We start from the raw sequence: 25,597 nt of genomic DNA on the forward strand, positions 1-25,597 counted from the left end.
GATCGTGGCCGACCAGAAGATCACCGGCGAGCACACCGGCATCAAGATCAACGACTACAACCCGGACGTCATCCGCACGGACAAGGTGCTGACGTCACTGCCCGGTCCGCTCGGCAGCGGGGTCAGCACCTTCAACACGGTCAAGAGCGCGACCGCGGACGGCTTCCAGGCGAGCGACATCGGCACCATCGCCGCCAGCGGCGCCGGTTTCATCAGCTCCTGCGCCGGCGTCGCGGATATCGCGAGCGATCCGATCGGCTGGCTGGTCGGCCAGGGGCTCAGCTTCCTGATGAACGTGTGCCAGCCGATCCAGGACGCCATCCACATGGTCAGCGGCGACGGTCCGGCGTTGTCGAACGCGGCGAGCAACTTCAACAACATCGGTGTCTGGCTGCAGAAGTACAGCAAGGAATTCACCGACAACGCGGTGCAGTCACTGTCCCAATGGGACGGTGACGCGGCGAACGCGGCCGGCGAGAAACTGGCGAAGTTCGGGCAGGGCATCGACGGGATCGCGGCACAGGCCGGGGACATCGCGCAACTGCTGCAGATCTCCAGCATGGTGATGACGGTGATCGAGGAGTTCATCAAGGCGATCCTCACCGAGTTCATCACCTGGCTGGTCATGATCTGGATCCCCGCGCTGGCCGCGGCCGTCCCGACCTGCGGCGGCTCGACGGCGACGGCGGGCGGGCTGACGGCCACCCGCGCGGTCTCCACGACGTCGAAGGTGCAGAAGTTCCTGAACAAGCTTCGCCAGCTGCTCGACAAGATCAAGCAGTTCCTCGGCAAGCTCAAGGAGTTCTTCGGCAAGTGGAAGGGCAACTACAAGGACCTGATGGCCCACAACAAGGCCACCGGGCAGCTGGCGGCGGGGCCGGGCGCGTCCGCGTGGGGCAAGTTCGCCTCGAAGGACGGCGCCATGGGCGGCAGGCTCGCGGACGGGTTCGGTGAGCGGATGACGTCGGCCACGAAGAAGGCCGCGTTGAACACCGTCGGGCTCGGCAAGGCCACGAATCCGGACGGCAGCTGGAAGACGCCGGAGACAGGCCGGGAAAAGGGCGAGGTCGCGGCCGGTGTCACCGGGAAGGTCGGCACGTACACGTCGGGCGGGATCAAGGCCGGCGAGTACGGTTCCGTGGGTGACGACGAGCAGACGACCGAGGAGACCAGCGACAACCTGGACTTCTGAGCCGTGACCGCGTGGATCGTTGCCATCGTCGCGGTGGCGTTGCCTCTCGCGCTGGCCGCTTGGTGGATCGCCGCCGGGGCGGCGAAGAAACGCGGGCTGGCCAAGCTGGCCAAGGAACGGGGCTGGGACTTCTTCAGCGGTGCCCGGCTCGGGTCCTCGGGTGGGCGGCACGAGCAAGCAGGCCGCGGCCGGGCGCCCGCCCCGTTGCGGCGGACGGGCGAGTCGATCGACCAGGCCGTGGTGGGCACCCACCGAGGGGTGCCCTTCGGCGTCTACCGGTACCACCAGCCGGGCGCCGGGTTCCGGCAGGACGGCACCCGGGAGTCCGGTTCGCTGCGGACGGTCGTGCACGTCGAGGTGGGGACGGCCATGCCCGACTGCACGCTCTCGATCAGCGGCTCCGAAGTGGACTGTTCGAATCCCGGATTCGTGCTGCGTCCCGAGGTCCGCGAATGGCTGCTGGCGAACGTCGGCCGGTGCCGCGAGTTCCACACGTCCGGCCGGACGGTGGCGGTGGTGCCGAAGTCGTTGCCGAGCGGGCCCCGGCTCCTGCGCACCTTGGACTACCTGACCGACGTCGCCGGCCAGGTACCCCTCAATCGCGTTTAGCGGGCTAAACGCGATCCGGCACGGCCGGGGCCAGGGACTTCGCGAAGTAGTGGTGGGCGAAGGGGTCGTCGTTGAAGGGCTCGACCGTCTCGTAGCCGAGGCGCGCGTACAGGGCCCTCGCCTCGACGAGGTCGTCGCGGGTGTCGAGGCGGATCAGCGTGGCGCCGAGGCCGCGGGCGACGTCTTCGGCGGCGGCCACGAGCAGCGCCGCGCCGCCCTTGCCGCGTTCGGACTTCCGCAGGAAGACGCGTTTGAGTTCGGTGATCTCGGGCGTCATCACCCGGAGCCCGGCACAGCCCGCGAGCACCCCGTCGCGCCACGCGAGGAGGAAGGCGCCGGTCGGCGGGACCATGTCCCTGCTGTGCTGCTCCTCGATCAGGGCGTCAAGCTCGTCCTCGGTGACCTGGCGCTCGTAGTAGCGGGACGCGATCTCGTCCAAATACTCGCGCAGCAGCTGGGCGGCGTCGGGGTGATCGACGGGGGTGACTTCGAAGATCCAGCTCATGGCTACATTCTGCCCATCCTGGCCACCGGTTTTCGCCTGCCGCCGGATCGCGATTAGGGGGCTAAACGCAGGTCAGGAGGGGGTGAGGCGGCCGGCGCAGGTGGCGACCTCGCCCGGTGCCGACTTCTCCGAGGTGACGACGGCGCCGCCCACGGCCACCCGGCATTCGACGGCGCCCTCGCCCTGCCCCATCAGCCGGACAGTCGGCGGGGTGCCGGTGTTCTTCCACGTGAGCTCCTTGCGCCACGGCAGCCTCACCTGCGACTCCTGGTGCACGAGCCCCAGCCCGTTCGAGTCGTAGACCACGGTCGCGGTCCCCACCCCGGCCAGCTCGTAGGCGATCCGCCAGTCGTTCGACACCGGCTGCGGCTGGCTGAGCGTCCGCGTGATCGTGCGATCCGGCCCCCGCGACGGCCCTGCCTCGGTCGGCTCGCCGACCACGGCCACGGTTTCGGCCTGCGGCTCCTCACCGCCGTTGAGCAGCACCACACAGGTCGCGAGCGCGGCCACCACGATCCCCGCGATGGCGATACGCCCGATCAGTTGTCTGTCGGCCATCGGTTCTCCTCGCCGAAAGCGGCGGCGCGGCCCGAGAGCCGCGCCGCCGCGGAAGTCAGGACGGCAGCAACCGGCCGGGGACGCCGTTGAGGGACTGGATGAGGCCCAGCACCGGGACGCCGAGCGGCGCGAACGTCCAGATGTTGTTGAGATCGCTCGTGTCCGGTTCGTCGACGACCACGACATCGTTCGGGGCGTCCTGCGCGGCGAGCGCCGGGGCGGCCGAGCCGAGCACGACGAGACCGGCGAGCGCCGCGCCGGTGACCATGCGGACGAAGGTCTTCTTCATGAGATTCTCCTTTGCTGGTAACGGTTTTACGAAATCGGGGTGATGAGCCCGTAGATCGGGGCGAGGAGGTCGGTGGGCAGGGGAACGGTCGGGCCGAGCGGTCCGCCGAGGTCGACGCCGGGGATCAGCCAGAGCGCCGGAGCGCCGCCACCGGTCGGCAGGGGGTCTGCCGAGGCGACCCCGCCGGCGAGTCCGGACAGCGCGCCCGCGACGGCGAGCGGCAGCAGCACACGGGCCGCGATTCGTTTCATTTCTCTTCTCCCTTTTCTTTCGGTGAAATCGGATCCTTCACCGCAGTACCGAGCTGACCGGCACGATCGTGCCGTCGGGGATCCATTGCCCCGCGTAGTTCCGATCGGCGATCATCCCGACGGCGTGCGGTTCGCCCGGGTACATCGGCATGGCGTTGACCTGCGCCGCCGCGAAGATCTGGACGTCCCCGTTCATCGACTTCCACTGGTCGCCCAGCCAGTTCCGGAAGCCGCCGAGCGTGGGGCTTTCGCCGCCGAAGGCGTTGCCCGCGGCGACCGCGAAACTCACGGCGACCTGCTCGCGCGGATCGAACCTCAGCGGCACCGAAGAACTCGCGACGGAGTTGACGATCGGCCCGTTCAGAAGCCAGGGCGCCAGGTACAGGCCGTATTGATGGGTCGGCTTGAGCCGTTGGGACTCGGCCGCGCGGGTCATCGCCGTGTAGCCGCCGGCCCAGCCGGAGACGACGACCAGCGCGGTGTTCGGCCCCGCCTCTGTCTGCACGGGCAGACCCGAACGCGCGGCGGTCTCTCGGACCAGCTTCGCGGCGGCCACACTGCGCCGAGAAGTGTCCTCGACGAGCGTGAGCGCGGAAGGCTTGCGACCGGCGAGGAATTCGACGAGCTTGACGAGAGAACCGCTGTCCTCAGGCGAAAGCGCGTCCGCCGGGCATGAGGTGAGGACTTCACGGCGATCGGCGACAAGGCCGCCCAACGCCGCCGAAGCACACTCGGGTGCGTCCGCGTCCTCGATGACGGGGCCCGGCTCCTCCCCCGCGTCGACCTCGATCTTCATCTTTTCCTCACCACGGCCGATGACGAGGTCGCTGCGCCCCTTCGGCAGGTCGACCTCGGCCCAGGTGCCCTCGGCACCTGGGCGCACGATGGCCTTGCCGATCAGACCGCCTTCGATTCCGGCGGACAGGTCTTCTCCCGCGCTCGCGGGGAAATGCACGAGGTTCTTGCCAGGCCGCTGCGGACTCACCAGTACAGGGAATCGCTGTTCACCGAGGGAGGCTTCGGCGAGCAGCGCGACACCGGGAACCGGAAGCTCGGGCGGTTCGGGAATGGCCGCGAGGGCGCTCCACGCAACGAAGGCGACGGCCACGGCGACCGCACCGAACCGGTAGACGCGCGTGGAATCGTTGCGGGAGAAGAAGAAAACGGCGGCGACCGGCAGCACAGCGGTCACCAGCAACGTGAGGCCGAAGAGGGTGCCGTAGATCCGGCGGTCGAACCCGAGCCCCGACGTGAACAGCTGGACTGTGCCCGCGACGACGAGAAGTCCGCCCAGCGTGAGGGAAAGCGGGCCGAGCCGGAAGTTCGTCTGGCGCCATTGCTCGGCGGGAACCCAGACGGAAAGAACGAAGACGCCGAACCACAAGGCCGCGGCCGCGACGTAGACGGTGTCGATGGCGAATTCGACTCCTGTCCGCCCGAGCGAGGTTTCGAGCACCACCAGCGCGGCGAGCGCGAGGGCGGCCCAGCGGCCTGCCGACGGCCTGCGGATCAGGACGGGAATGGCCAGCGCGAGCACGAGGTGCACGATCAACGCGATGACGTTGACGTCGGTCGCGAAGGCGGAGACCGCGGCGAGCGTGGCGGAAACCCCGCCGAGTACGGCGATCGTGAGATGGAGCCGCCGGGGCAGCTCACCCACCAGCGGGCGCAGGATCCCTGTGCCCGCGAGGAAAGCGGTTGCCAGCAGAAGTCCGAGCCGAAGCAGGACGAGGGCGATGTCGGCTCCGGCCGAACCCGAGCTCGCCGGTATGACGTGATGATCCATGGGACTTCTCCGAACAGATCGGCGGAGCCGTGGGTGACGGGCGTGCCCCGCCACCCACGGCCTTCCGCGCCGAGCAGGGTTACTTGAGATCCGCGTCCGCCACGACGAACAGTTCGGAGTGCGGCTTGGCGTTGCCGAAGGACCCGTGTGGCCAGGTCTTCCGGTTGAAGTTGATCCCGACCTGTCCGGTGAACTCGTCCCGGAAGTTCTGGTCGACCGCGACCTTTCCGTCCTCGCCGAGATTCAGCAGGTTGACCTTGTGGTCACCGTCCAAACCGGACCGTGCGACGAAGTAGTTCGACACCGCGAGGTGCTGCGGCTTGTCGGTTTCGTGGTAGTAGCCGTCGTCGCCGAGCACGAAGTTGTCGTACGCGCCCCAGTGCGGGCCGCCGCCGGGCGTACCCGGGTTGATCGGCGCCGCGCCGACGACGGTCGGCAGGTCGCCGCCACCGCCCTGCTGGGACTTCTCCTTCGTGTCGATCCGGCCCTTGATGTTCTCGACCTTGTCGCCGGCGGCGACCAGCTTCTGGATGTCGAGGACGTACACGCCGCCGGTGGTGCCGGGGTCGTGCGGACCGAGGGCGCCCTTGGAACGGCCGGTGATCGCGCGGTAGAGGTACTTGTCGTCGGGACTGGTCTGGATCCAGCCACCGTTGGAGCCACCGCCGTTGGAGTCGTTGTTCGGATGGATCGCCTTGTTCGCGGCGCCGTCGTCGAACACCTGGATCCAGTGCGGTTCCTTGGCGGTGATGTCCGGTGTGTAGAACACCGCGCCGCCCTGCATCGTCTGGGCGAACGCGCCCTTGTGGCCGGGCAGGTTGGTCACCGTGGTCTCCATGACCGCGCGGCTTTCCGCATGCAGCGGGTCCGCGGGATCGGCGCGAGGGCCGTCCGGCAGGTACGAGACCGCCTTGAGCTTCGGCTTGTTGCGATCGGAGATGTCCCAAGTGCGGACCGTCGGGCGCCGCAGATACGGCGACGGCTGCTTCACCGGGTCGAGGATGATGTTGCGCGGCTCGGCGTAGTCGCTGGTGACCAGGGTGTTGAGATCCTCACGCGCCTGGATGCCGTGCGGATTGGCGCAGGTCGGCTTGTCCAGTTGCGGGAGGTTGTCGCACAGCTTCCTGTTGTCGCCCTGCGGCGTGGCCGCCGGGGACTCGGAAAGCACCTGCGCGTTCTGGTCGAAGCGGACGACCTCGCCGGGGCTTCCGGCGAAACCGTTGCCCACGACCGTGGAACCGTTGGCGTAGGTGTGCGGGCCGGGCACGACCGGACCGCCCATGTAGGTGCCGTAGGCGGTGCCGTCCTTGAGCACCCAGTACGCGTCCGGCACGGAGCCGCCGAGGGTCTGAGTCGGGAGGCTGACGCCCTTGAGCTTCAGTTGCGGCAACGCGGAGACGTCGAAGGCGTACGTCGCGGCGGCGAACAGTGCGCCGGCGTAGATCGTGTCTCCCTTGTGCCACACGTATTGCATGTGGTGCGGCTCGTTCTCGACGAGCGGCCCGACGGTGGCGGTGTTGACGACCTTGCCGTACGTCGGCGAACCCTGCGTCGCGTCGATCACGGCGAGGAAGTCCGGACCGGGCAACGCGTTCTTGATCTTGTTCAGGCCGCCGCCGAGCGAACCCGGCAGATTTTTGACGTCCTTGACCAGGGTGTCGGCGATGTTCTCGTCACCGGCCCAGACCAGCAGCCACTTCTTGCGCTTGCCGTCCGCGCTCCGGGACGCCGCGACGTCCCTGGACACCAGGTGGTTCTGGACCCAGTACTCCTTGCCGTCCGCCGCCTTCTTCGCGTCCTTGAAGACCTGGACGTCGGCGTAGGCGCTCGTCGTGGAACCGGTGTAGGTCACCGTGCCCACGGCGAGCGCCGCCGCCAAGGCGCCGATCACCACTTTTCGCCACTTGGGCGAGTTGGATAGCATTCTTTCTCCCTGTTTTCGCTACCGAAGCGCCAGACAATTGGCACACCTCTCCCCCTTTTTCGCGCAGGCGTCACCGGCACGATCGAAGGGAAAGCAATCAGCCGCCGGTTCCACCAGGGAAGCGTTGCGGCACAGCGGAAAGCGTCAGCGCACGAGGAAACGTCGCAGCCGTTGCGAATACGCTGATCGAGTAAGCCCGGAAAGGGTCAGGAATCCCTACACAGCGCGCTGGCTTGCTGCCGCAAGTCGACGTGCCGGCGCCACACCAAGGCGACTGGGGATTGCATGGGCGAAATACTCGTGTGAAGCCGTTGGAGTGTCAATCTCGTGATCAAAGAATGAGACATGCCACGACGGAGTGAATTTCCCACGATGCGGATAGGCCGTTGAGCCGAATGGGTGGCGGTTTTCCGAGCATTGGGAATTAGGCCACCTGGCCGCACTACCGCACGTCACAACGGACCAGTAACCCGTATCCGACCCGGCCGAGGCCGTTATGGTTTCGTTACACTTTCCCGGGAACTCTGCTGTTTGCCGGAACCACGAGGCGGCTCCCTCCTCGCGCAAGCGATCCCATACCGGGACTTCGCACGAGAAGAGGGCAAGGCGAACGGGCACAGTCGAGGCATCCGTCCCCCGGCACTCGCCGAGGCGTGGCAGTGCCCTCCCCGCACATGTACTGACCTGGGCCCCTTCCGCCGGATCGCGATTAGGGGGCTAAACGCAGGTCGGGTGAAGCGCCAGGGGGCGTGCGGGCAGATCGCAGTTAGGGGGCTAAACGCAAGTGCCACCGGATCGCGTTTAGCGGGCTAAACGCGATCCGGTGGCATCGGACGCGGGCAGGTGACAGATCGCGATAAGGGGGCTAAACGCAGGTCAGTCGGCCTGGTGGCGACGGCGGCGCGAGGTGAAGACCAGACCCGCGCCGAGTGCCAGGGCGGCCAGGGCGAGGGTGCCGAGGCCGAGGACGTCGGCACCGGTCCGGGCCAGGCCCGCTCCACCGCCGGAGGCCTGGTTACCGGGGGTGCCGGGGGCGGGTGTGGTGTTTGCGGACGCGTCACAACCAGGCCGCCGGGTGGGCAAGGTGGGCGGCGGTTCGTCGCCCTGCCCGGCTTCGACGTGAAGCCTGGCAGGATTATCCGCCGGACCGACGACGTAGATCGAGATCGGGTTGTCGTACAAGATCCGCCAGCCCTGCGGCGGGGCGAAGAAGAGGCGGTACTTCGGCCCCGGCACCAGGTTGGCGATCTTGAAGTGCCCCTCCGCGTCGGTCGTCGTCTCGACAATGGTCGGGCAGTCGCCGTCGGAGGCGAGTACGACCTTGACCCCGGCGAGCCCCTTCGCCGGTTTGTCCGGATCGGCGGTGTGGATCACCTGGCCCGCGAGGGTGGCGATCCCACCGGGCACCGCTGCTTCGTCGGACGCGCGCGGGTTGCCACCGATGCCGACGTCGGTATAGCCGAAGTCGCACGACACCGAGACCCGGCCATGGTTCAGCGCGCCGTCCGGGATCTTCTCGGTCACGTCGAAGATCCGGGTCTGGCCTGGAGCGATCGTCGCCCCGGCGAAGTACTCGAGCTCTCCCCAACCTGGACCGCCCTTCAGGGCAAAGTCCACGCCTGCGCGATTGCAGCCGGCGACGATGCCGACGAGCGGGAGTCGTCCGTAGTTCGTCAGCTTCACCGTGACCTGGGCGAGTTCTCCGGGCTTGTAGGTGTCCTTGGTGAAGGACACCGACGCTTTGAGTGCGTCGTTCAACGGCCGCACTCCACGCATAGGCAAATCCGTGGTGTCCGCGCCGGCCCGAATGACCTTGAGCGGGAACAACCAGCCCTTGATCGAGTCGCCTCCGCCGCTGAGAAGATATTCGACAGCCGGGACTTCCCCGAAATCGATCTTCCCGTCGGCGTCGCTCGTGGCCTTGTACTCCTGGGAACTGATGGAGTGCCTCAAGAAGAGCGGGATATCGGCCAGCTGTTCGCCGTCATCGAGCTTGCCGTTACCGTTCTTGTCGCCGAACACGACACCCGCCACCCGGCCGGTGACCTTCGTGACGGGGGACAGTGCCGTTGAACTCGCCGACGCTCAACGAGGAATTGTCGTAAAGGTAACCTCGGAGGCTTACGAAGTCACTCTCGAGGTCGCCTACCTGCCCGATGACGGGTATCTCGATAGCCTGCCCCAGTTCGAGGTTCACGCCAGGCGAGCGACCCAGCTTCCCCCACCCTGGCTCGTAGGGGATCGAAAGAGCACCCGGATCGCTGAAGAAATAGTGCAGTTGGAGACCTTCCACGCGGGTTTCGCCGACGTTCTTGACCTTGAAGGTGAAACGGACGTCATCGCCGACCTTGTACGACGGTTTTTCGAAGGTGACCGAAGCTTCGACCCTCGCTCGCTCAGCCTGCGGCTTTGGCGCGGCGGGTGAAGAACTCTCCACTGGCGGCGCGCTGGGCGTCGGGGCCGGGGTGCTACTCGGCGGTTCGGACGTCGTCGGCGCGCTGGAAGTCGGCGCCGAAGGCGCCGGATCCGCCAAGGCGGGCGCGGCGAACACGCCGGTCAGCGCAGCACCGGCGGCGATCGTCGCGAGATAGACCCCCGCGATACGCGCGATGGATCTCGCCCCAGGTGATTTGTTCACGCAGAGTCTCCCCAGATAACCCAATGGAACGCGCACAGCCCCCGAGCCGCGTGGAACCCGATCAATTTAGCGAGCGCTGAGGAGGGTGCGTACCCGTTTCGGGTGAAGGGAGCCGAATTGGAACATTCCGGGAAACGGGAAGGGCCCCCGCCGGATCGGCGGGGGCCCTTCCCGGGGATTTCGCTTCGGTCAGCGGAAGTCGCGGCCGAAGTCGTAGTCGTCCAGCGGCACCGCGGCGCCCGGCGTGGAGCCGAACACATCCGGGGTGTAGTAGCCGTCGTCGTAGGACGGGATCGCGTAAGCGGCGACCCGCGCCTCCTCGGTCGGCTGCACCTGGATGTTGCGGTACTTGTTGATCCCGGTACCGGCCGGGATCAGCTTACCGATGATCACGTTCTCCTTGAGGCCCACGAGCTTGTCCGAGCGGCCGTTGATGGCCGCGTCGGTCAGGACACGCGTGGTCTCCTGGAACGAGGCCGCCGACAGCCACGAGTCCGTGGTCAGCGAGGCCTTCGTGATCCCCATCAGCACCGGACGACCCGAGGCGGGCTCGCCGCCTTCGGCGACCGACGCCCGGTTCTTCGCCTCGAACTTGGTCCGCTCGGGCAGCTCGCCCGGCAGGAAGTCCGTGGCACCGGAGTCGATGATCGTCACCCGGCGCAGCATCTGCCGGACGATGACCTCGATGTGCTTGTCGTGGATCGACACACCCTGCGCCCGGTACACCTTCTGGACCTCGTCCACCAGGTGCATCTGCGCCTCGCGCGGCCCCATGACCCGCAGGACCTCGTGCGGGTCCGGCGTGCCTTCGAGCAGCTGCTGACCGACGTTGACGCGGTCACCGTCGCCCAGCGGGCCGTTCGGGGTGTTCGCGAGCCGCTGACGCTTGGACAGCTTGTCGAAGACGATCTCTTCGCTGCCGTCGTCCGGGATCAGCGTGATCTTCCAGAACCGCTCGCTCTCCTCGATGCGCACACGGCCATCGACGTCGGCGATCGGCGCCTTGCCCTTCGGGACCCGGGCTTCGAACAGCTCCTGGACACGGGGCAGACCGGTCGTGATGTCGTCACCGGCGACACCACCCTGGTGGAACGTACGCATCGTCAGCTGCGTACCCGGCTCACCGATCGACTGGGCCGCGACGATACCCACGGCCTCGCCGACGTCGACGAGCTGACCGGTCGCCATGGACCGGCCGTAGCAGGTGGCGCAGATACCGACGGCCGACTCGCAGGTCAGCACCGAACGCACCTTGACCTTGGAGATCCCGCTCGAGATGAGCTTGTCGATCGCCGGGTCACCGATGTCGTCACCGGCGTTGAGCACGACGTTGCCCTTGGCGTCGACCGCGTCGGTCGCCAGGTTCCGCGCGTACACGCTGGTCTCGACGTGCTGGTCGCGCAGGACCTTGCCGTCGCCGATGTCCTCACCGATCGGCATGTTGATGCCGCGGGTGGTGCCACAGTCGATCTCGCGGACGATGACGTCCTGCGACACGTCCACCAGACGACGGGTCAGGTAACCCGAGTCGGCGGTACGGAGCGCCGTGTCCGCCAGACCCTTTCGGGCACCGTGCGTCGCGATGAAGTACTCCGCCACCGACAGGCCTTCACGGAAGTTGGCCTTGATCGGACGCGGGATGTACTCACCCTTCGGGTTCGACACCAGACCACGCATACCGGCCAGCGACCGGACCTGCGTCATGTTGCCCGCCGCGCCCGACTTCACGATCATCGCGATCGGGTTGTCGTCCGGCAGCGCCGTCTCCATGATCTTGTGGACCTCTTCGGTGGCCTGCGTCCACACCTTGACGAGCTCGTTGTTGCGCTCGGCGTGCGACAGCTGACCACGCTGGTACCGCTTCTCGACCTGGTCGGCCTTGCCTTCGTACTCGTCCAGAATGGCCTTCTTGCCGGTCGGGACGAGCACGTCGGAGATCGCGACCGTGACACCCGAACGGGTCGCCCAGTAGAAACCGGCGTCCTTCAGGCGGTCCAGGGTCTGCGCGACCTGGGTCATCGAGTAGCGCTCGGCGAGGTCGTTCACGATCGCGGCCTGACGCTTCTTCGGCATCGGCTCGTTGATGAACGGGTAGTCCGCCGGCAGCAGCTCGTTGAACAGCACGCGGCCCAGGGTGGTCTCGGCCAGCCACGCCTTGCCCGGCTCCCAGCCCTTCTCCGCGAGCGCCGCTTCGTCGGCCTTGGCGGGCTGACGGTCGGTGATGCGGATCTTGACCGGGGCGTGCAGGCTCAGCGCCTTGCGGTCGAACGCCATGATCGCCTCGGCGGGCGACGAGTACGCGTTGCCCGCGCCCTCGGCGGTCTCGGTCAGGCGGGTCAGGTGGAACAGACCCGTCACCATGTCCAGACGCGGCATGGCGAGCGGACGGCCCGACGCCGGCGAAAGGATGTTGTTCGCCGACAGCATCAGGATGCGGGCCTCGGCCTGCGCCTCCGCGGACAGCGGAAGGTGCACGGCCATCTGGTCACCGTCGAAGTCCGCGTTGAACGCTTCACAGACCAGCGGGTGCAGCTGGATGGCCTTGCCTTCGACCAGCTGCGGCTCGAAGGCCTGGATACCGAGGCGGTGCAGGGTCGGCGCACGGTTCAGCATCACCGGGTGGCCGGTGATGACCTCTTCGAGCACGTCCCACACCTGCGGCCGCGACCGCTCCACCATCCGCTTGGCGGACTTGATGTTCTGCGCGTGGTTCAGGTCGACCAGCCGCTTCATGACGAACGGCTTGAACAGCTCGAGCGCCATGTCCTTCGGCAGACCGCACTGGTGCAGCTTCAGCTGCGGACCGACGATGATGACCGAACGGCCCGAGTAGTCGACACGCTTGCCGAGCAGGTTCTGACGGAACCGGCCCTGCTTGCCCTTGAGCAGGTCGGACAGCGACTTCAGCGGGCGGTTACCGGGACCGGTGACCGGGCGTCCGCGGCGGCCGTTGTCGAACAGCGCGTCGACGGCCTCCTGCAGCATCCGCTTCTCGTTGTTGACGATGATCTCGGGCGCGCCGAGGTCGATCAGCCGCTTCAACCGGTTGTTCCGGTTGATGACCCGGCGGTAGAGGTCGTTCAGGTCGGAGGTGGCGAACCGGCCACCGTCGAGCTGGACCATCGGGCGCAGGTCCGGCGGGATCACCGGGACGGCGTCGAGCACCATGCCGCGCGGGTCGTTGCCGGTGGCCTGGAAGGCCGCGACGACCTTGAGCCGCTTCAGCGCGCGGAGCTTCTTCTGCCCCTTGCCGTTGCGGATGGTGTCGCGCAGGCTCTCGGCCTCCGCGGCGACGTCGAACTCGGTGGCCAGCTTCTGGATGGCCTCCGCGCCCATGCCGCCGGTGAAGTACTCGCCGTAGCGGTCGACGAGCTCGCGGTAGAGCAGCTCGTCGGCGATCAGCTGGCGGGTGTCGAGCTTGGTGAAGGTCGTCCAGACCTCCTCGAGACGGTCCAGCTCGCGACCGGCGCGGTCACGCAGCTGACGCATCTCGCGCTCGCCGCCTTCCTTGACCTTGCGGCGGACGTCGGACTTGGCGCCCTCCGCCTCCAGCTCGGCCAGGTCGGCTTCCAGCTTCTGCGCCCGAGCCTCGATGTCCGCGTCACGCTTGGTCTCGAGGTTCTTGCGCTCGACGCCGATCTCGTTCTCGAGGGTCGGCAGGTCGTTGTGCCGCAGCTCGGTGTTCACACCGGTGATCACGTAGGCCGCGAAGTAGATGATCTTCTCGAGGTCCTTCGGCGCCAGGTCGAGCAGGTAGCCCAGGCGGGAGGGAACACCCTTGAAGTACCAGATGTGGGTGACGGGAGCGGCCAGCTCGATGTGGCCCATCCGCTCACGACGCACCTTGGCGCGGGTGACCTCGACGCCACAGCGCTCGCAGATGATGCCCTTGAAGCGGACCCGCTTGTACTTACCGCAGTAGCACTCCCAGTCCCGGGTCGGGCCGAAGATCTTCTCGCAGAAGAGGCCGTCCTTCTCGGGCTTGAGCGTCCGGTAGTTGATGGTCTCCGGCTTCTTCACCTCGCCGAAGGACCACTGACGAATGTCGTCGGCGGTGGCGAGGCCGATGCGGAGCTCATCGAAGAAGTTGACGTCCAGCACGTCTTTACATCCCCTTGGGGTTGATGCGACTAGAGGAGTTGGCGAGCGGAGGCGGGAGCCCACGGGAGGCAGGCTCCCGCCTCATCGCGGGTCAGTGCACGACGTCGTCCACCGAGGGCGACTCGTTGCGGGACAGGTTGATGCCGAGGTTGGCCGCGGCACGCTCGAGGTCCTCGTCGTCGGAGTCGCGCATCTCGATCGCGGCGCCGTCGCTGGACAGCACCTCGACGTTGAGGCAGAGCGACTGGAGCTCCTTCAGGAGCACCTTGAACGACTCGGGGATACCCGGCTCGGGGATGTTCTCCCCCTTGACGATGGCCTCGTACACCTTGACGCGGCCGACCACGTCGTCCGACTTGATCGTCAGGAGCTCCTGCAGGGTGTATGCGGCGCCGTACGCCTGCATCGCCCAGCACTCCATCTCGCCGAACCGCTGGCCACCGAACTGCGCCTTACCACCCAGCGGCTGCTGGGTGATCATCGAGTACGGACCGGTGGACCGGGCGTGGATCTTGTCGTCGACCAGGTGGTGCAGCTTCAGGATGTACATGTAGCCGACCGAGACCGGGTACGGGAACGGCTCGCCGGAGCGGCCGTCCAGCAGCGTGGCCTTGCCGTTCTGCTTGACCATGCGCTCGCCGTCGCGGTTCGGCTTGGTCGCGCCGAGCAGCCCGGTGAGCTCTTCTTCCTTCGCGCCGTCGAACACCGGAGTCGCGGTGTTCGTGCCGGGGTCGACGTCGTAGAGCTCCTCGTTGAGGTTCTTCGCCCAATCCGGGTTGCCCTCGATCTTCCACCCCTGCGACGCCAGCCAGCCCAGGTGAAGCTCCAGGACCTGGCCGATGTTCATACGACGCGGGACACCGTGGGTGTTCAGGATGATGTCGACGGGCGTGCCGTCCTCCATGAACGGCATGTCCTCGGCGGGGAGGATCTTGCCGATGACACCCTTGTTCCCGTGGCGGCCGGCGAGCTTGTCACCCGGCTGGATCTTCCGCTTCTGGGCCACGTAGACGCGGACCAGTTCGTTGACGCCCGGGGGCAGCTCGTCGTCGTCTTCGCGCGAGAACACGCGGATGCCGATGACCTTGCCGGTCTCACCGTGCGGCACCTTCAGCGAGGTGTCGCGGACCTCACGGGCCTTCTCGCCGAAGATCGCGCGGAGCAGGCGCTCCTCCGGGGTCAGCTCGGTCTCACCCTTGGGCGTGACCTTGCCGACCAGGATGTCGCCGTCGCGGACCTCGGCACCGATACGGATGATGCCGCGCTCGTCGAGGTCGGCGAGGACCTCCTCGGAGACGTTCGGGATGTCCCGGGTGATCTCCTCGGCGCCCAGCTTGGTGTCGCGGGCGTCGATCTCGTGCTCCTCGATGTGGATCGACGTGAGCACGTCGTCCTGCACCAGGCGCTCGGAGAGGATGATCGCGTCCTCGTAGTTGTGGCCCTCCCACGGCATGACCGCGACGAGCAGGTTCTTGCCGAGCGCCATCTCACCGTTCTCGGTGGACGGGCCGTCGGCGATGACCTGACCCTGCTCGACCCGGTCGCCCTCGTTGACGATCGGGCGGTGGTTGAAGCAGGTGCCGTGGTTCGAGCGACGGAACTTGTACAGTCCGTAGCTCTTCCGCGTGCCGTCGTCGTGCATGATCGTGATCAGGTCGGCCGAGAGCTCCTCGACGACACCGGACTGCTCGGCGACGAGCACGTCACCGGCGTCCACCGCGGCGCGCAGCTCCACACCGGTGCCGACGTACGGCGCCTGGTTGCGGAGCAGCGGCACGGCCTGACGCTGCATGTTCGCGCCCATGAGCGCGCGGTTCGCGTCGTCGTGCTCGAGGAACGGGATCATCGCCGTCGCGACCGAGACCATCTGCCGCGGCGAGACGTCCATGTAGTCCACGTCCAGCGGGTCGATCAGCTCGACCTCGCCGCCCTTCTTACGGACCAGGACGCGGTCTTCGACGAAGGTGCCGTCTTCCGAGATCGGCGCGTTCGCCTGCGCCTTCACGTAGCGGTCTTCTTCGTCCGCGGTGAGGTAGTCGACCTGGTCGGTGACACGGCCCTCGACGACCTTGCGGTACGGGGTCTCGATGAAACCGAACGGGTTGACCCGCGCGTACGAGCAGAGCGAACCGATCAGGCCGATGTTCGGGCCTTCCGGCGTCTCGATCGGGCACATGCGGCCGTAGTGCGACGGGTGGACGTCACGGACCTCCATGCCGGCGCGCTCACGCGACAGACCACCGGGGCCGAGGGCGGACAGACGACGCTTGTGCGTCAGCCCCGACAGCGGGTTGTTCTGGTCCATGAACTGCGACAGCTGCGAAGTACCGAAGAACTCCTTGATCGCCGCCACGACGGGACGGATGTTGATCAGGGTCTGCGGCGTGATCGCTTCGACGTCCTGGGTGGTCATCCGCTCGCGGACGACGCGCTCCATCCGGGACAGACCCACGCGGATCTGGTTCTGGATGAGCTCGCCGACGGTGCGGAGACGACGGTTGCCGAAGTGGTCGATGTCGTCGGTCTCGACCGGGATGACCTGGTCGCCGACGGTCGCCTTGTCCTCGCCCGCGTGCAGGCGGACCAGGTACTCGATCGTCGAGACGATGTCCTCTTCGGTCAGCGTCCCGGTGTCGTACGGCGTGGTCAGGCCGAGCTTCTTGTTCAGCTTGTACCGGCCGACCTTGGCCAGGTCGTAGCGCTTCGGCTTGAAGAACAGGTTCTCCAGCAGCGTCTGCGCGCTCTCCTTCGTGGGCGGTTCGCCCGGGCGCAGCTTGCGGTAGATGTCGAGGAGTGCCTCGTCGGTGCCGGCGGTGTGGTCCTTCTCGAGGGTGGCGAGCAGCGTCTCGGAGAAGGAGAAACGCTCGCGGATCGCCTCGGTGGTCCAGCCGAGCGCCTTCAGCAGAACGGTGACCGGCTGGCGGCGCTTGCGGTCGATGCGGACGCCGACGGTGTCGCGCTTGTCGACGTCGAACTCCAGCCAGGCACCCCGGCTCGGGATGACGCGGACGTTGAAGACGTCCTTGTCGGTGGTCTTGTCGACGCTGGTGTCGAAGTACACACCCGGCGAACGGACCAGCTGGGACACGACGACACGCTCGGTGCCGTTGATGACGAAGGTGCCCTTGTCGGTCATCACCGGGAAGTCGCCCATGAAGACCGTCTGGCTCTTGATCTCGCCGGTGTTGTTGTTCACGAACTCGGCGGTCACGAACAGCGGGGCCGCGTACGTCATGTCCTTGTCCTTGCACTCCTCGACGGAGGCCTTGACCTCGTCGAAGCGCGGGTCGGAGAAGGACAGCGACATGGATCCGGAGAAGTCTTCGATCGGCGAGATCTCGTTGAGGACCTCTTCCAGGCCGCCGACCGGGTTTTCTTCACCTTCTTCGACGCGGCGTTCGAACCACGCCTCGTCGCCGGTGAACCATTCAAAGGACCTGATCTGCACGTCGAGCAGGTTCGGGGTGCTGAGCGGCTCGCGAATCTTTGCGAAGGAGACCCGCTTGGGGGCTCCCGGGATTCCCGTGGACTCCGAGCGAGATACAGCCGAGGTGGTCGCAGCAGTGGCCTGGTTCGCGGGAGAGACTGCCAAGATGCGTCCTTCCGGGGACAATGAGCGGTGAGCAGCCGCGTCAGCAACAGCTGATGCGGTCTGTCAAGGGTGCCGTGTGCCCACTATCCTAACTACCGGCTCCGGGCAGCCTGAAAGAGGGCAGCGCAAAGAAGCAGTCTAGCCCGAACGTCGCGGTCTGTCCAGGGGGCGCTCCCGATGGGGCCCAGCCTGCATCGCAACGTCTTCAGGTATGCCTCTCCTCGGCCTCCCCGGACCGTCCCTCCCGCAAGGGCACCGCCGGTTCTCACCGTTGCCAGTAAGCGTGACCCCACAGGGGCTCTGAGTCAAGATGCCGCGCGGTGGTCCCGCCGGTTGGCGCAGCGTTGAAGTAGCTCCGGGCGGGGTGCTTCACAGGACGATCATCCTGGTTACCGTCCGGTACGCGCAGGTGGCGGCGCCGGCGCGCCGACCTGCGTTTAGCGGGCTAAACGCGATCCGGGCCGGGGGTGTCCGGGAGGATCACCGGGTCGGGGGCGAGGGCGGTCCGGGGCATCTCTGGACGTTTCGGGCGTGTGGCGGTTGTGACCGGTGAGTCGTTTGGTGCGGGGCACAGGGAGCGCGCGACGCGTCGCGTTTAGGGAGCTAAACGCGACGCGTCGGGCGGCTGCGGAGATGCGGTGGCGTGGGTGCCCCCAGGGCGCGTTTAGCCCCCTAAACGCGATCTGGAGCGATTCCCACGAAGCGAAAGCCGTGAAGGCCTCCTTGAGGGACTCTGGGTCCCTCAAGGAGGCCTTCACGGAACGAGCGCGGGGCGCGGCACCGGATCGCGTTTAGGGGGCTAAACGCGATCCGGTGGGGTCACTTCGAGGGGGCCGGGGGTGAGGCGGGGGCCGAGGAAGCGGCCGGGTTGGGCGGAGCGGCGTAGGTGTTCATCGCCGTGATCTTCCACTTGTCGCCCTGCAGCTCCGCGTTCAAGTGCAGCTGCGCGCTCCCAGCGGTGGTCTTGTTCGTGTCGGCCCGCGTGGAGCTCTGGTCGACGAACACCATCACGTCGGCCCGGTCGCCTTCCAGCCGGATGACGGCGCTGCGGGTGACCTTGCAGGTCACCACCATCTTCTGCTGCGGTGCCAGCCGCTTGACCTCGCCCATCAGCAGGTTGTACTTCGCCCGAACCTCGTCGTTGACCAGCAGGTCGCCCGCCGCGGTCTCGGTCTTCGCGATGTTGTTGTAGTCGTACGAGAACAGCGCCTCGGTCGCTTTCGCGACCTGGTCCTTGACCTGCGCGGTCTTCGCGACGTCCAGCAGCGCGGTGTTATTCGTCGAGCTGGACACCTCGTCGGCCTGGATCTTGAAGAGCACCGCGGTCGCGGCCAGCAGCAGTCCGACGACGACCAGCGCGCCCGCCAGGATCAGCTGCCTGGAGGCCGGCTTCTTCCCGGGCTCCGAAGAGTCATCGGAAGCGACCTCGGCTTCAGCCTCTTCGAGGTCGTCCGGCTTGTCTTCGGCAGCCGCGCGGACCTTCGCACGCGGGCTCGGCTTCGCAACAACCTCGTCTTCGGAGTCTTCGGAGTCTTCGGGAGCCGAAGGCTCTTCAGGAGCCTCGACAGCGGCCACCTCAGGCTCCGGCTCCGCCTCAGGCTCAGCCGCCTCGACGACCTCAGGCTCCGGTTCGGGCGCAGGCGCGGGCGCGGGACGCGGAGCCGGCCGCGGCGACGGGCGGCGAACCGGCGTCGGCGTTTCGTCGACCTCAACCTCGGAGACCTCGACCTCAGAGACCTCCGCGGCAGGGACTTCCGGAGAGGCGGGAGCAGGAGACGCACCGGGCCGTCGCAGGCCGGCCACCCGGGGGCGGCGCACCGGCGGAGTGCTGCGAGGAGGCTGGCGACGGGAGGGGGGCACTACGTGGCTCCGTTCTAGGTGACGCTCTTACTGACCGGCCGCGACGAGGGGCACGTTGTCGATCCCGGACAGCTTCCACTCATCGCCGACCCTGGTCATCGAGACCTCCAGGCGCAGCGCCTTAGAGCTCGCCTTGTCGCCCTGGGTGACCTGGGTGGAGATGGCGGCGAGGAAGCTCGCCTTGCCCTCGTGGTCGTCGAGTTCCTCGACCGCGATGTCCTGGATGGTGGTCACGACCTTGGTCTTCGCGTCGCCGAGCGCCTTGCGGTAGGTCGGCTCCAGCTGGGCCAGCTGCTGGCTCATCTTTTCGTCGGAGACGGCCTTCTGCTTCGCGAAGAACTCGTCGAGTTTCTCGAAGTCGACCTCGGTGTACGCCTTGATCGCGGTACCGCCCGCCTTGACCACGTCGTCCCGGGAGCGCGCCAGGTCGGCGTTGTCGTCCGACGCGGCCACGGCCCACATGACACCGAAGATCGCCGCGGCGACGAAGGCGGCGAGCGCGAACGCCGCCGCCCCGAGGACCAGGGTCCGCGATCGAGAAGAACTCATGACACTCCAGGTTAGATATACGGTCTCGGCGTCAGCCGGGCAGGCCCAGCAGCGTGCCGAGGGTGGGCAGGCTGACCCCGGGGCTCTGCAGGACGCTCGGCATGCCCTGTGCCGCGCGCAGGCTGGCCAGTTCCTCGGCCGAGCGGCCGGCGTTCGCCGCGACGTCGCCTTCCGACGGGATCTGCGGGACCCCGTTGTACGGCGCGTTCTGCGAACCGCGCACGTTGATCGGGCTGCCCTTCGGCTCCGCGCAGTAGGCGTTGTCCTTGGGCGGACGCGGCGTCGTGTCGGTGCCTTCGCGGTACTTGTCGAGGCCGATGTAGCCCTTGGTGCACGACGGCGGGTTGAACAGGTTGAGCGCGAGCCCGAGGTGCGCGGTGCCGTCGTTGGCGACGGTGTTCGCCCCGGCCGCGAGCATCGGGTACGTCACGAGGCCCTGTTCGAGCCCGTCGAGCCGCGTCACCAGCAGGTTCGACGTCGTGAGCAGGTTCGCCGTCAGCGCGCCCAGTCCCGGCCCGGATTCGGCGAGCACCGAGCTGATCTGGTTCGCCACCTGCGGGGTGATCCCGATCAGCTTCCGGATGTCGGCGTCGGAGTTCTTCAGGGTGCCGGAGAGCTTGTTGAGGTCCGCGCTGAACGACTTCATCGAGCTCGCCATGTCGTTCTGCGTTTCGAGGACCTGCCCGCCCTTTTCCAGCAGCTGGACGGTCTGCGGCAGGTATTCCTGCGCGGTCGCGGTGAAGCTCCGCGCGGTGTCGAGCAGCCGCTGCAGGTCCGGGCCGGTGCCGTTGAAGGCGTTGTACGACTCGTCGACGACCTTGCGCAGCGAATCGGTCGGCACCGAAGCCGCGAGGCTGTCGAGGTCGCCGATGAGCTGCTCGGTGGGCACGGGCGTCTTGACCTTGTCGGCCGGGATGACCGAACCCGAGTTCAGGAACGGTCCCTTGTCGCTCTTGGGCTTGAGGTCGACGAACTGTTCACCGACCGCCGACCGGTTCGCGACGACGGCGTCGAGATCGGCGGGCACCTGCGGGGCGTCCGGCGAGATGTTGAGGTCGGCCTCCAGCCCGGTCTTGGTCAGGCGCAGCTCGCCGACCCGGCCGATGTTGAAACCCCGGTACGTGACCTCGGCGTTCTGGAAGATGCCGCCCGACTGCTTGAGCTGCAGTTTCACCGTGTAGCCCTCGTCGCCGAAGACCTGGCCGAGCCCGGCGAACCGGATCAGCGCGTACACGATGGCGACCACGGAGATGATCGCGAAGGCGACCAGCTGGATCTTCGTCCTACGGACCAGCATCAGCCGGCACCTCCCGACAGCACGCCGAAGATCCCGGCGGGTCCGGTCTGTCGCGGCTGTCCGCCGCCCTGCGGCGCGCTCGCCTGGCCTGCCTGGGTGCCGCCCACGCTGTTCGGGATCGGCAGCGGCGGGTTCTCGCCCGGTCCCTCGGTGCCCCCGGTCAGCCCCGGCACCGGGATGACGTCCTGGAGCGGGTTCTGACGGCTGCGGCCGAGGTTCTTGAGGATCTCGTTCAGGTTCAGGTCGATCTTCGCGAACAGGTTGAAGTAGTCGCCCTTGACGCCGTCGTAGGCGGCGTCGCTGAACGGAAAGGTCAGCAGGATCTCCAGCGCCTTCGGCAGATCCGAGCCCGCCTCGCCGAGCTTCTGCAGCGTCGGCTGCAGCGCCTTGAGGTCGGCGACGAGGTCTTCCTTGCTCTTGTTCACCGTGTCGACGGCGACCCCGGAGAGGTTGTTGAGCGCGTTCAGCATCGTCACCAGCTGGCCTCGCTGCTGCTCCAGCACACCGAGGCCGGGGCCGAGGTTGTCGACCGCGCCGACCAGCTTGTCCTTCTGGCCGTTCAGGGTGAGCGAGAGCCGGTTCAGCCCGTCGAGCGCCCGCGTGATGTTCGCGGACTGCTTGTCCAGGTTCGTGACCAGCTCGTTGGTGTTGTTCAGCAGCGCCTTGAGCTCCGGCGAGCGGCCGGTGGTGGCGTTGTTGAGTTCCTTGGTGATGGTGTTCAGCTGATCGACCCCGCCGCCGTTGAGCAGCAGCGAGAGCGCGCCGAGCAGTTCTTCGACCTCGACGCTGCGGTTCGTGCGGGCCAGCGGGATCACCGCGTTGTCGGCGAGCTTGCCCTGTCCGTCGGCGGGCGCCGCCAGCTCGACGTACTTCTCACCGAGGAGGCTCGACTGCTTGACGTTGGCGAGCGCGTTCGCCGGCAGCTTCACGTCGCCGTTGACCCGGAGGGTGACCTCGGCGTTCCAGCCGTCCGGGGTCAGCCCGATCGCTTCGACGCGGCCGATGGCGACCTCGTTGACCTTCACGCCGGCCTGCGGGGTCAGGTCGAGCACGTCCCGGAACTGCACCTTCACCGTGTACGGGTGGTCACCGAGTTCGGCACCACCGGGCAACGGGACGTCGTAGATCCCGCTGAACCCGCAGCCGCTCAACGTCAGCGCGGCGACGGTCCCGGAGGCGATGAGAGCGAGTTTCTTCATCACTTGGCCGCCGTTCCATAGAGCTGACCGGCGATCGGCAGCGGAAGCGGCGGCAACTGGCCCGCCTGCGAGGACTGGATCACCTGCGCGATCGAAGGCAGCGGCACCAGCCCGTCGACCAGTCCGGCGATCCCCTTGCACGCGTCGCCCAGCGCGTCGAGCGCGTCCGGGGTCTGCTTGAGCAGGTTGCACACCATCACCAGCGGCGGCTGGGTGAGCTCGTTGAGGTTGGCCCGCGCGTCGAGCGTGCCGGACGAGGCGTTGTAAGTGTTCACCAGGTTCCCGAGGCCGACCGGGGCGACGTCGAGGATCTCGGCGAGCGCGCCGCGCTGGTCCACGAGCACCTTGGTCACACTGGCCAGTTTGTCCACATTGGACTTGAGCCGGTCGCGGTTCTTCTCGATGAACGCCTGCACCGCGGTGAGCGTGTCGGACAGCTGCTTCACCGTGGCCGAAAGGTTTTCCCGTTCACCCGCGAGGAATCCGCTGACGTCGGCGAGCTGCCGCTCGAAGTCGCGGACCTGCTTGTCGCTGTTCACCAGCGTCTGCGAGAACGAACCGAGGTTCTCGACGGTCTTGAACAGGTCGTCCTTGTTGCCCGACAGCGTGCCCGCCGCCTGGCCGAGTTTCGTGATCGTGTCGTGCAGCGCCTGCCCGTTGCCGTCGAAGTTCTTCGCGGCGGTGTCGAGCAGGTTCGACAGCGAGCCGTTCTTGTTGGCACCGTTGGGCCCGAGCGACCGGCTGACCCGGGAGAGGCTGGCGGCGAGCTCGTCGACCTCCAGCGGGACCTCGGTGCGGTCGAGCCCGATGACGGCGCCGTCGGCGATCCGCGGGCCGCCCTTGTAGGCCGGGGCGAGCTGCACGTAGCGGTCACTGACCAGCGACGGCGACACGATGATCGCCTTCGCGTCCGCGGGCACGGCCACCGAACGGTCGTACTCGAGTTCGACGCGGACCTGGTTGCCCATCGGCTGGATCTTGGTGACCGTGCCCATGTCGACGCCGAGCATGCGGACACTGTTGCCTTCGTAGAGGCCGACGGTGCCGGCGAAATACGCGGTCACGTGGTTGCGGCCGGCGTCCTTAAGCGTCCACCACAGCGCGCCGGCGACGACCAGCGCGAGCACGATCGCGATGGTGAAACCCCGGGCGAGGCCGGCTCCGAGACGGGTACTCATTTCTCGTAGCACCCCTTGTCGTTGATCGGCCCGAACGACGGCAGGACCAGTCCGCAGATGTAGTTGTCGAACCAGCGGCCGTTGCCGATCGTGTTCGTGAAAACGCGGATGAACGGCGCGAACCGCGCGATGCCCTGGCCGAGGGCGTCCTGGTTGCGCTGGAGCATCGAGGTCAGCTGGTCGAGCTGGGTGAGCACCGGGTCGAGCTGCGCGTCGTTGTCGTCGACCAGGCCCTTGAGCTGGGTGGCGAGATTGCGCGAACCGTCCAGCAGCGCGGAGATCGCGTCCTTGCGCTTGGCCACCTCGCCGAGCAGCTTGTTGCCGTCGGCCAGGAGCTTCTGGAACTCGGCGTCACGGTCGACGAGCGTCTGCGAGACCTGCCGCGTGTTCGCGAGCAGGCTCGACAACTGCGAGTCACGTTTGGCGATGGTGTCCGAAAGCCGGGAAAGGCCGTTCAGAGCGCCCTTCACGTCGGCCGGGGTGTCCGCGAAGGTCTCCGTGATGACGTCGAAGCTCTTCGCCAGCTGCGTCGTGTCGATGTCGTCGACGGTCTGCGAAAGCCCGCGGAAGGCATCGAGGACGTCGAACGGCGACATCGTGCGCTCACGCGGGATCGTCGCGCTCGGATCGAGCGTGCGCTGCCCCTGCGGGTCGAGCGCCAGGTACTTCTGGCCGAGCACGGTCTTGATCTTGATGGCGGCGCTGGTCTTGTCACCCAGCCAGGCGTCCTTGACCTTGAAGGAGATCCGGACCTTGTCGCCGTCGAGCTTGATCTCCGAGACCTTGCCGACCTTCACGCCGGCGACCCGCACGTCGTTGTCCTCCTGCAGGCCCGAAGCCTCGCTGAAATCCGCGGAGTACGTCGTCCCGCCGCCGATGACCGGCAGGTCCTCGGAGTTGAGCGCGGCGAGGAAACCGAGCAGCAGCACCGAGATGCCGACCAGCGCGATCGGGATCGGATTGCGTTTCTGGAACGACTTCATGCCGTGCACCTCGCCCGGTTCACCGGCAGCAGCGGCAGGTTGATCGGTTCGTTGATCAGCGGAGGCAGGGCGACGGCTCCCGTCATCTCACAGGCGAAGAAGTTGAACCAGGAGCCGTAGTCGGCCGTGCGGGTCAGTGCCGTCACCTTCTGCGGCAGGAACTGGATGAAGTGCTCGACGATCGGCTGGCTGTCGTTGAGGTTCTTCGTCAGCGTGCCGAGCGCGGCGATGTCCTGCTTGAGCGGCTCACGGGCCTCACCGAGCAGACCGGACGTCGTCTGGGCGAGGGTGCCGAGCGAGTCGATGGCGTCGCCGATCGGCTCGCGGTCCGCGGCCAGCCCGGAGACCAGCTGCTGCAGCTTGACGATCAGGTCGTTCAGCTGCGGGGTGTGCGCGTTGACCGTGGTCAGCACCGAGTTCAGGTTGTCGATGACCTCGCCGATCACCTTGTCCTTGTCGGAGATCGTGGTGGCCAGCGACGCGGTGTGCTTCAACAGGCTTTCGACCGTGCCGCCCTCGCCCTGCAGGACCTGGATGACCTCGTAGGACAGCTTGTTGATGTCGTCCGGGTTGAGCGCGGTGAACAGCGGCTTGAACCCGTTGAACAACTGCGTCAGGTCGAGCGCGGGCGTGGTCCGCTCCAGCGGGATGTTCCCGCCGGGCTCCAGTGTCTTGCCGGAGCTGTCGGTGCCCTGCCCGAGCGAGAGGTAGCGCTGGCCGACCAGGTTCCGGAACTTGATCTGCGCGGTCACCCCGGCGGGCAGTTTGCGGTCGGCGTCCACTTCGAACTCGATCTCGGCCTGACGCCGGTCGACGATGCGGACCTCCTTCACCTGCCCGACCCGGACACCGGCGATGCGGACGTCGTCGTTGGGCAGCACGAGCGTCGCGTCGCTGAACCGCGCCTTGTAGGCGTTGGTGCTGGTGGTGTTCACGTTGGCGATGCTGATCCCGAGGATCGTCGTGAACAGCACGGTGACGACGATGAAGGCACAGAGCTTGATCAGCGGTGCGAGCAATCCCCTCATGCCTTCCCCCCGTCCGCGCGCGATCGCGATCGCGTAGCCAGGCCGCGGCTACCAGCCG

Annotated in this window: 19 protein-coding genes; 3 read left to right on the plus strand and 16 right to left on the minus strand. The window is 67.2% G+C overall.

All coding sequences use genetic code 11. The features are described from left to right. Nucleotides 1-4 precede the first annotated feature (4 nt). Nucleotides 5-1,192: a hypothetical protein gene (locus CVV72_RS25700; protein WP_219146128.1), complete on the plus strand. Its 1,188-nt coding sequence runs from the start codon at nt 5-7 to the stop codon at nt 1,190-1,192. 3 nt (nt 1,193-1,195) lie between these two features. Next, a complete protein-coding gene (locus CVV72_RS25705) occupies nt 1,196-1,801 on the plus strand; it encodes a hypothetical protein (RefSeq protein ID WP_219146129.1) in 606 nt (201 codons plus the stop codon). Nucleotides 1,802-1,805: 4 nt separating this feature from the next. Here CVV72_RS25705 and CVV72_RS25710 read toward each other — a convergent pair whose 3' ends face one another. From CVV72_RS25710 to CVV72_RS25740, 7 genes are all read right to left on the minus strand, one after another. After that, nucleotides 1,806-2,306 (minus strand): GNAT family N-acetyltransferase, encoded by a 501-nt coding sequence (locus tag CVV72_RS25710; protein ID WP_219146130.1) that lies wholly within the window; start codon nt 2,304-2,306, stop codon nt 1,806-1,808. 72 nt (nt 2,307-2,378) lie between these two features. Next, the gene (locus CVV72_RS25715; protein WP_219146131.1) at nt 2,379-2,864 is read right to left on the minus strand and encodes a hypothetical protein; all 486 of its coding nucleotides are present in this window, start codon (nt 2,862-2,864) and stop codon (nt 2,379-2,381) included. A gap of 55 nt (nt 2,865-2,919) precedes the next feature. Continuing rightward, nucleotides 2,920-3,153: a hypothetical protein gene (locus tag CVV72_RS25720; RefSeq protein ID WP_219146132.1), complete on the minus strand. Its 234-nt coding sequence runs from the start codon at nt 3,151-3,153 to the stop codon at nt 2,920-2,922. Nucleotides 3,154-3,179: 26 nt separating this feature from the next. Then, nucleotides 3,180-3,404, minus strand: a complete 225-nt coding sequence (locus tag CVV72_RS25725) for a hypothetical protein (protein WP_219146133.1) — start codon at nt 3,402-3,404, stop codon at nt 3,180-3,182. Nucleotides 3,405-3,441: 37 nt separating this feature from the next. Next, nucleotides 3,442-5,190 (minus strand): hypothetical protein, encoded by a 1,749-nt coding sequence (locus CVV72_RS25730; RefSeq protein WP_219146134.1) that lies wholly within the window; start codon nt 5,188-5,190, stop codon nt 3,442-3,444. Between the two features lie 79 nt (nt 5,191-5,269). Continuing rightward, nucleotides 5,270-7,114 (minus strand): selenium-binding family protein, encoded by a 1,845-nt coding sequence (locus CVV72_RS25735; protein WP_255632259.1) that lies wholly within the window; start codon nt 7,112-7,114, stop codon nt 5,270-5,272. Between the two features lie 876 nt (nt 7,115-7,990). Beyond that, nucleotides 7,991-9,148: a carboxypeptidase-like regulatory domain-containing protein gene (locus CVV72_RS25740; protein WP_255632260.1), complete on the minus strand. Its 1,158-nt coding sequence runs from the start codon at nt 9,146-9,148 to the stop codon at nt 7,991-7,993. A gap of 335 nt (nt 9,149-9,483) precedes the next feature. On the opposite strand from CVV72_RS25740, the gene CVV72_RS41775 reads away from it, so the two are divergent. Further along, nucleotides 9,484-9,705: a hypothetical protein gene (locus tag CVV72_RS41775; RefSeq protein WP_255632261.1), complete on the plus strand. Its 222-nt coding sequence runs from the start codon at nt 9,484-9,486 to the stop codon at nt 9,703-9,705. A gap of 236 nt (nt 9,706-9,941) precedes the next feature. Here CVV72_RS41775 and CVV72_RS25745 read toward each other — a convergent pair whose 3' ends face one another. From CVV72_RS25745 to CVV72_RS25785, 9 genes are all read right to left on the minus strand, one after another. Further along, nucleotides 9,942-13,853: a DNA-directed RNA polymerase subunit beta' gene (locus tag CVV72_RS25745; protein ID WP_034304217.1), complete on the minus strand. Its 3,912-nt coding sequence runs from the start codon at nt 13,851-13,853 to the stop codon at nt 9,942-9,944. A 91-nt stretch (nt 13,854-13,944) separates the two neighbouring features. After that, complete coding sequence (locus tag CVV72_RS25750) at nt 13,945-17,445, minus strand: DNA-directed RNA polymerase subunit beta (protein WP_219146135.1); 3,501 nt, start codon at nt 17,443-17,445, stop codon at nt 13,945-13,947. Between the two features lie 819 nt (nt 17,446-18,264). Then, nucleotides 18,265-19,020, minus strand: a complete 756-nt coding sequence (locus CVV72_RS25755; RefSeq protein WP_219146136.1) for a hypothetical protein — start codon at nt 19,018-19,020, stop codon at nt 18,265-18,267. A gap of 312 nt (nt 19,021-19,332) precedes the next feature. Beyond that, nucleotides 19,333-19,854 carry a hypothetical protein gene (locus tag CVV72_RS25760; protein ID WP_219146137.1) on the minus strand — a complete coding sequence of 174 codons (522 nt, stop codon included), beginning with the start codon at nt 19,852-19,854 and terminating at the stop codon, nt 19,333-19,335. Between the two features lie 31 nt (nt 19,855-19,885). After that, complete coding sequence (locus CVV72_RS25765) at nt 19,886-21,151, minus strand: MCE family protein (RefSeq protein ID WP_219146138.1); 1,266 nt, start codon at nt 21,149-21,151, stop codon at nt 19,886-19,888. Then, nucleotides 21,151-22,350, minus strand: a complete 1,200-nt coding sequence (locus tag CVV72_RS25770; RefSeq protein WP_219146139.1) for an MCE family protein — start codon at nt 22,348-22,350, stop codon at nt 21,151-21,153. The genes CVV72_RS25765 and CVV72_RS25770 overlap by 1 nt, the downstream gene beginning before the upstream one ends. Then, entirely contained in the window at nt 22,350-23,528 is a 1,179-nt protein-coding gene (locus CVV72_RS25775; protein WP_219146140.1) for an MCE family protein, read from the minus strand. Before CVV72_RS25775 ends, CVV72_RS25770 begins: the two co-directional genes overlap by 1 nt. Continuing rightward, nucleotides 23,525-24,511, minus strand: coding sequence for an MCE family protein (locus CVV72_RS25780; RefSeq protein ID WP_034304202.1), 987 nt, complete (start codon nt 24,509-24,511; stop codon nt 23,525-23,527). The genes CVV72_RS25775 and CVV72_RS25780 overlap by 4 nt, the downstream gene beginning before the upstream one ends. Then, on the minus strand, nt 24,508-25,539 hold the full coding sequence (locus CVV72_RS25785; protein ID WP_219146141.1) for an MCE family protein: 1,032 nt from the start codon (nt 25,537-25,539) through the stop codon (nt 24,508-24,510). The genes CVV72_RS25780 and CVV72_RS25785 overlap by 4 nt, the downstream gene beginning before the upstream one ends. Nucleotides 25,540-25,597 lie beyond the last annotated feature (58 nt).

Source organism: Amycolatopsis sp. TNS106, assembly GCF_019330265.1.
Taxonomy (GTDB): Bacteria; Actinomycetota; Actinomycetes; order Mycobacteriales; family Pseudonocardiaceae; genus Amycolatopsis; species Amycolatopsis lurida.

Bases quoted from the DNA above. Each gene is read 5' to 3' on its own strand.
- CVV72_RS25780 (WP_034304202.1), bottom strand. From the start codon at position 24,511: ATGAAGTCGTTCCAGAAACGCAATCCGATCCCGATCGCGCTGGTCGGC.
- CVV72_RS25735 (WP_255632259.1), bottom strand. From the start codon at position 7,114: ATGCTATCCAACTCGCCCAAGTGGCGAAAAGTGGTGATCGGCGCCTTG.
- CVV72_RS25730 (WP_219146134.1), bottom strand. From the start codon at position 5,190: ATGGATCATCACGTCATACCGGCGAGCTCGGGTTCGGCCGGAGCCGAC.
- CVV72_RS25770 (WP_219146139.1), bottom strand. From the start codon at position 22,350: ATGAAGAAACTCGCTCTCATCGCCTCCGGGACCGTCGCCGCGCTGACG.
- CVV72_RS25725 (WP_219146133.1), bottom strand. From the start codon at position 3,404: ATGAAACGAATCGCGGCCCGTGTGCTGCTGCCGCTCGCCGTCGCGGGC.
- CVV72_RS25720 (WP_219146132.1), bottom strand. From the start codon at position 3,153: ATGAAGAAGACCTTCGTCCGCATGGTCACCGGCGCGGCGCTCGCCGGT.
- CVV72_RS25775 (WP_219146140.1), bottom strand. From the start codon at position 23,528: ATGAGTACCCGTCTCGGAGCCGGCCTCGCCCGGGGTTTCACCATCGCG.
- CVV72_RS25760 (WP_219146137.1), bottom strand. From the start codon at position 19,854: ATGAGTTCTTCTCGATCGCGGACCCTGGTCCTCGGGGCGGCGGCGTTC.
- CVV72_RS25715 (WP_219146131.1), bottom strand. From the start codon at position 2,864: ATGGCCGACAGACAACTGATCGGGCGTATCGCCATCGCGGGGATCGTG.
- CVV72_RS25710 (WP_219146130.1), bottom strand. From the start codon at position 2,306: ATGAGCTGGATCTTCGAAGTCACCCCCGTCGATCACCCCGACGCCGCC.
- CVV72_RS25785 (WP_219146141.1), bottom strand. From the start codon at position 25,539: ATGAGGGGATTGCTCGCACCGCTGATCAAGCTCTGTGCCTTCATCGTC.
- CVV72_RS25765 (WP_219146138.1), bottom strand. From the start codon at position 21,151: ATGCTGGTCCGTAGGACGAAGATCCAGCTGGTCGCCTTCGCGATCATC.